Consider the following 4,586-nt stretch of genomic DNA (forward strand, 5'->3'; position numbering starts at 1 on the left):
GGAGATAGGTTTTAGGTGTTGGGGGTTGGGGTTTTGGGGTTTTGGGGTTTTAGTTCAATTTCCCCACTTCCCCACCTCCCCAATTCATAATTCATAATTCCCCTACACCCTACACCCCACACCCCACACCCCACTTCCGAGTTATTAAACAAAGATGAAAGAATCATGGCGAGAACGTCTGAATATCTCTCGAATAGCGATTAATGCCCCGAGGTTAACCATTGCTTTCTGGTTAGCGGTGGCCATGGCGGGAATTTTGGCTTTTAGTTCCCTAAAATACGCTCTTTTCCCCGATATCAGCTTTCCAGTCGTAATAATTAACGCTCAAGCGGATTTAGCTACTGCTATCACCACGGAACAGCAATTAACTAAACCCCTAGAAAATCCCCTTTTCTCTCTCCCCGGTTGTCGCGATGTGTCCTCGACTACTTCCCCCGGACAGTCAGTAATCAGCGTTTTCTTTAAAATTGGCACAAATTTAGACAGGGCCACGGCAGCAGTTAAACAGGCTATCTCGCAAATCCCTTTGCCCCCTCAAGCTACCACAGAAGTTATCCCCGTTGATTTAAATGAGTCGGCAACAGTCACCTATGCGCTGGTGAGTGAGCAGAAAACTCTGGAAGAATTAAGCCAAATCGCCCAAGATAATTTAATTCGGCCCTTAAAAGCTCTCGAAGGTACGGCTAAAGTTAATTTACTCGGTCAAGGTACAGTTAGGGAAGATAATCCCCATAAAAGCTTAACCCGACCATTGCCCACGCTGGTGCGCTTTAATGGCCAAGAGGCGATCGCTGTGCAGGTAATCAAACAAGGTGCTGCCAATAGTCTCGATCTGGCCGCTCAAGCAGAAAAACTGGTTAAAGACATAGCACAAAAACTGCCCGATGTCAAGATAATTTTAGCTGAAACCCAAGCGGAATATATTCGCGCTGCCCTACAAGGTACGATCGATGATTTACTCTTGGCAGTTTTGCTGTCGGTGCTGGTGATATTGATATTTTTAGGCAGTTTCGCCGCTACAATCATTTCTGCTCTGGTTATCCCCCTATCTCTTTTGGGGACTTTCATTATCATGGCCATCTATGGGTTTAATCTGGAAACCCTGACGCTGCTGGCTCTCGCTTTGGTGATTGGCATTGTCGTGGATGATGCGATCGTTGATGTGGAGAATATTTCCCGTTTAATCGACGCGGGGGAAACCCCGAAAAATGCGGCACTCAAGGGGACAAGGGAGATCGGATTAGCTGTCACTGCTTCCACTTTAACCATTGTTGCCGTGTTTATACCCGTGGCTTTTATGGGGGGTGCGGTGGGGCAGTTTTTCCAACCCTTCGGTTTAACTGTCTCGGCTGCGGTGATTTTTTCTCTGTTGATCGCCAGAACTTTATCGCCAGTTTTGGCAGTATATTGGCTGAAACCGCAGTCACGGGCAAAAATGACGAAACAAAAGCGACCGATTGAAAACGCCTATCGACTGCTCTTAAACTGGTCATTGCGTCATCGTTTGCTGGTCATTGCTATTGCCCTAATTACCTTTTTTGCGGGTATTGCCTTGATTCCTTTTATTTCTAGGGGATTTATTCCCCGACTCGATCGCGGCGAGTTTAATCTGGTTTATACTTCTCCTTTGCCGAAAATAACGCAAATTAGTCCTAATAAACCGACGGCTAAGAGTTATAGCGATAGTTTCGCTTGGATTTCTCAGTTAGCGAGTTCTCCCGAAAGTTTTCTTTTGCGTCGCACTATCCGCGATGGCAGCAAATTAGAAGCGCCGATTTTGCGGGATGGGGAAGTGGAATCGACTTTTATGATCGCCGGTTTACGGGGTGAGCCGAATCGTGGCAAAATTCACGTTAAACTGAAGAGCGATCGTAAATCTCACACCAGTGCGGTGCAGCAACGGATTCGGCAAATTTTACCGACAATTAGAGGGGTGAATGTCAGTATCGAGGACATTCCTTTTGTGCAGACGGAAGCGGAAAAGCCGATCCAAATTGCGATTAAAAGCGATAATTTCAAGCTATTGCGCGATAGTGCCGAGAAATTGCGGGTTGAGGCTGCTAAAATCGCCGGTTTAAAGGATATTTCCCTATCATCTAGATTAAATGATCGGGGGGATTTTTTGGCGATCGAGCGTTTAAATGGTCAACAGGCGATTTTTCTCAGTGCTAATCTTAGTCCCGATTTAGGATTAGAAGATGCGGCAATTAAAATTGAAGGGATTCCTTTACCGGAAGGGATAACTTTACAGCGTTGGGGTACTTCTTCTCAAAGTAGCGATGTTTTGGGCAGTTTTGGTCGCACTTTAATCCTAGCGACAATTTTAATGTTAGGAGTTTTATGGTTATTATTCAGAAGACTGCTAGAAACTATCGTCATCGCTTTATGTTTACCTTTAGCGATTGTGGGGGCAATGTTGGGGTTATTGGTAACGGGTAGTGAGTTTAGTATGATTTCTCTGATCGGGTTTATCTTCCTCTTGGGATTACTCGATAAAAACGCTGTGTTATTACTGGATTATACTAACCAATTGCGTCAACAGGGTTGGAGTCGGGAGGAAGCGGTTTTAGAAACGGGAATGATTAGGTTAAGACCGATTTTAATGACCACCTGTTCGACAATTTTAGGTATGATTCCGATCGCTCTGGGATTGGGTACTGGTGCGGAATTGCGGCAACCCATGGCGATGGTAATTGTGGGAGGTTTAGTCACTTCTTCCCTGTTGAGTTTAATTGTTGTGCCTGTGTTATATCTAAGTTTAGAGGATGTTTGGAACCAGATTAAAGCCAGTCAAAAGTAGCTAGTTTTATTGTTTTGGCTTCTGATTGCTATAGAGTCGTTTGAATTCTTTTTGTTGTTGATTATGATCGACAATTGGCTCGGGATAACCACAACGATGTCTTTCTAAACGGGGGATTTTCCCGGTTACTAAATATTCCGTATCTACGGAAGCTAATTCCGGCAACCATTGACGAATATATTCCCCTTCCGGATCGAATTTTTGTGTCTGACTAGCGGGATTAAAAATTCTTAAAGGTTTCGGATCCATGCCACTAGAGGCACTCCACTGCCAACCACCATTATTAGCGGCTAAATCGCCATCAAAAAGTTTCTGCATGAAGTATTTTTCGCCTTTTTGCCAGTTAATAATTAAATCTTTGGTTAAAAAACTCGCCACGATCATGCGACAACGATTGTGCATCCATCCCGTTTCATTTAATTGTGCCATGGCCGCGTCAACGATCGGATAGCCGGTTTTTCCCTGGCACCAAGCTTGAAAATGTTCTTCGTTATCCTGCCAAGGAAAATGACGAAATTCTTTTCTATAAGCACCGACCGCCAATTCTGGGAAAAAATAGAGACAATGCTGGTAAAATTCCCGCCAAGCTAACTCTTGCTGCCAAGTGATAATACTATCTTTTGCTTCCTCGGCGCGGCAATTTTCTAATAACTCTAGGGTTGCCGTCCAAATTGTGCGAATGCCAATCGCCCCAAATTTTAAAGCGGCACTCAAGCGCGAGGTGCCATCGAAAGCGGGGAAGTTACGATCTTCTTGATAATTGTTAATAACCCCTTGACAAAATTCTTCTAATCTGCTATGGGCGGCCTTTTCTCCGGGAGCGAGGGGTAAGGGGTTTTGCCAAGTAAAACCTAAATTTTCTAGGGTTGGTAAGTTAATAGTTTCTGTGAGTTTCTCCCCCTCATTTTCCTCTAATCCTTGCAGGTTTTCTAGGGTTGTGGGGCTGGCTTTGGTTAATTGGCTCCAATTTTTCCAAAAAGGAGTATATACGGTGTAGGGACTTTTTGAGAGGGTGAGGACTTGTCCGGGGGCATGGAGAAGTTGATCCCAGAAGGTTTCTACCTCAATTCCTTTTGTTTGTAAAGCGGCGATTACCTGTTGATCCCGTTGACGCGCGTAGGGTTCGATATCGAGGTTAAAAAAAACTGCTTTTGCCGATAAATTGCCGGCTAAATTGACGAGTGTTTGACTGGGGTTGCCGCGAATAATCAGTAATTGACTACCTTTTTGGCGATAATTTTTTTCTAATTCCTCTAGACAACCGAGGAGATAGGCAACTCTAGCCGGGGCGATATCATCCCCTTCTAAAATAGCAGGATCGAGGCAGAAAACCCCGATAATTTTCGGACTGCGCTCCCTAGCTTTACTCAGTCCAATATTATCCGAGAGACGTAAATCGCGACGATGCCAGAAAAGGATTAGATTTGACATAAAGTGAGGTGATGAGAAGATTATCAGGGGCGAGATTATTTTACATTGAGCTTGTCGAAATGTGGGGTACAGTTAAGAACAAATTCAGGTCAAAAATACTCTTTCTGTAATTATACGACAGTAGATCAAGAATAATTGTCTAATTTTAAAATCTAGCTGTGATTGGCAGTTAGTTTATTGACAAAATCTCGATGTTCTGCTGTTTCTAAACCCCGCTGCAAAATCACTAAAACTTTTCCTAAGTCGCCCATTAATAAAGCATTTTTATCTAGCCATAAACCGGGGAAGATTTGAGAGCGCATTATGCCATCACTATCCGGTTCTAGTTTAATATATTCTCCTGCCTGTAGCCGAA

At 44.0% G+C, this 4,586-nt stretch carries 2 protein-coding genes and 1 pseudogene; 1 reads left to right on the plus strand and 2 read right to left on the minus strand.

Annotated elements, in window-relative coordinates:
- Positions 1-154 precede the first annotated feature (154 nt).
- Positions 155-2,800, plus strand: coding sequence for an efflux RND transporter permease subunit (locus tag IM477_RS09070; RefSeq protein WP_287731435.1), 2,646 nt, complete (start codon positions 155-157; stop codon positions 2,798-2,800).
- A 6-nt stretch (positions 2,801-2,806) separates the two neighbouring features.
- Here IM477_RS09070 and IM477_RS09075 read toward each other — a convergent pair whose 3' ends face one another.
- On the minus strand, positions 2,807-4,231 hold the full coding sequence (locus IM477_RS09075) for an FAD-binding domain-containing protein (RefSeq protein WP_287731436.1): 1,425 nt from the start codon (positions 4,229-4,231) through the stop codon (positions 2,807-2,809).
- Between the two features lie 152 nt (positions 4,232-4,383).
- Positions 4,384-4,586 (minus strand): annotated as a pseudogene (locus IM477_RS09080) (Uma2 family endonuclease); the annotation flags it as partial.

The organism is Microcystis sp. M090S1, assembly GCF_020246295.1.
GTDB classification, from domain to species: domain Bacteria; phylum Cyanobacteriota; class Cyanobacteriia; order Cyanobacteriales; family Microcystaceae; genus Microcystis; species Microcystis aeruginosa.

Coding starts and splice junctions, on each gene's coding strand:
- IM477_RS09070 (WP_287731435.1), top strand. CDS start 155: ATGAAAGAATCATGGCGAGAACGTCTGAATATCTCTCGAATAGCGATT.
- IM477_RS09075 (WP_287731436.1), bottom strand. CDS start 4,231: ATGTCAAATCTAATCCTTTTCTGGCATCGTCGCGATTTACGTCTCTCG.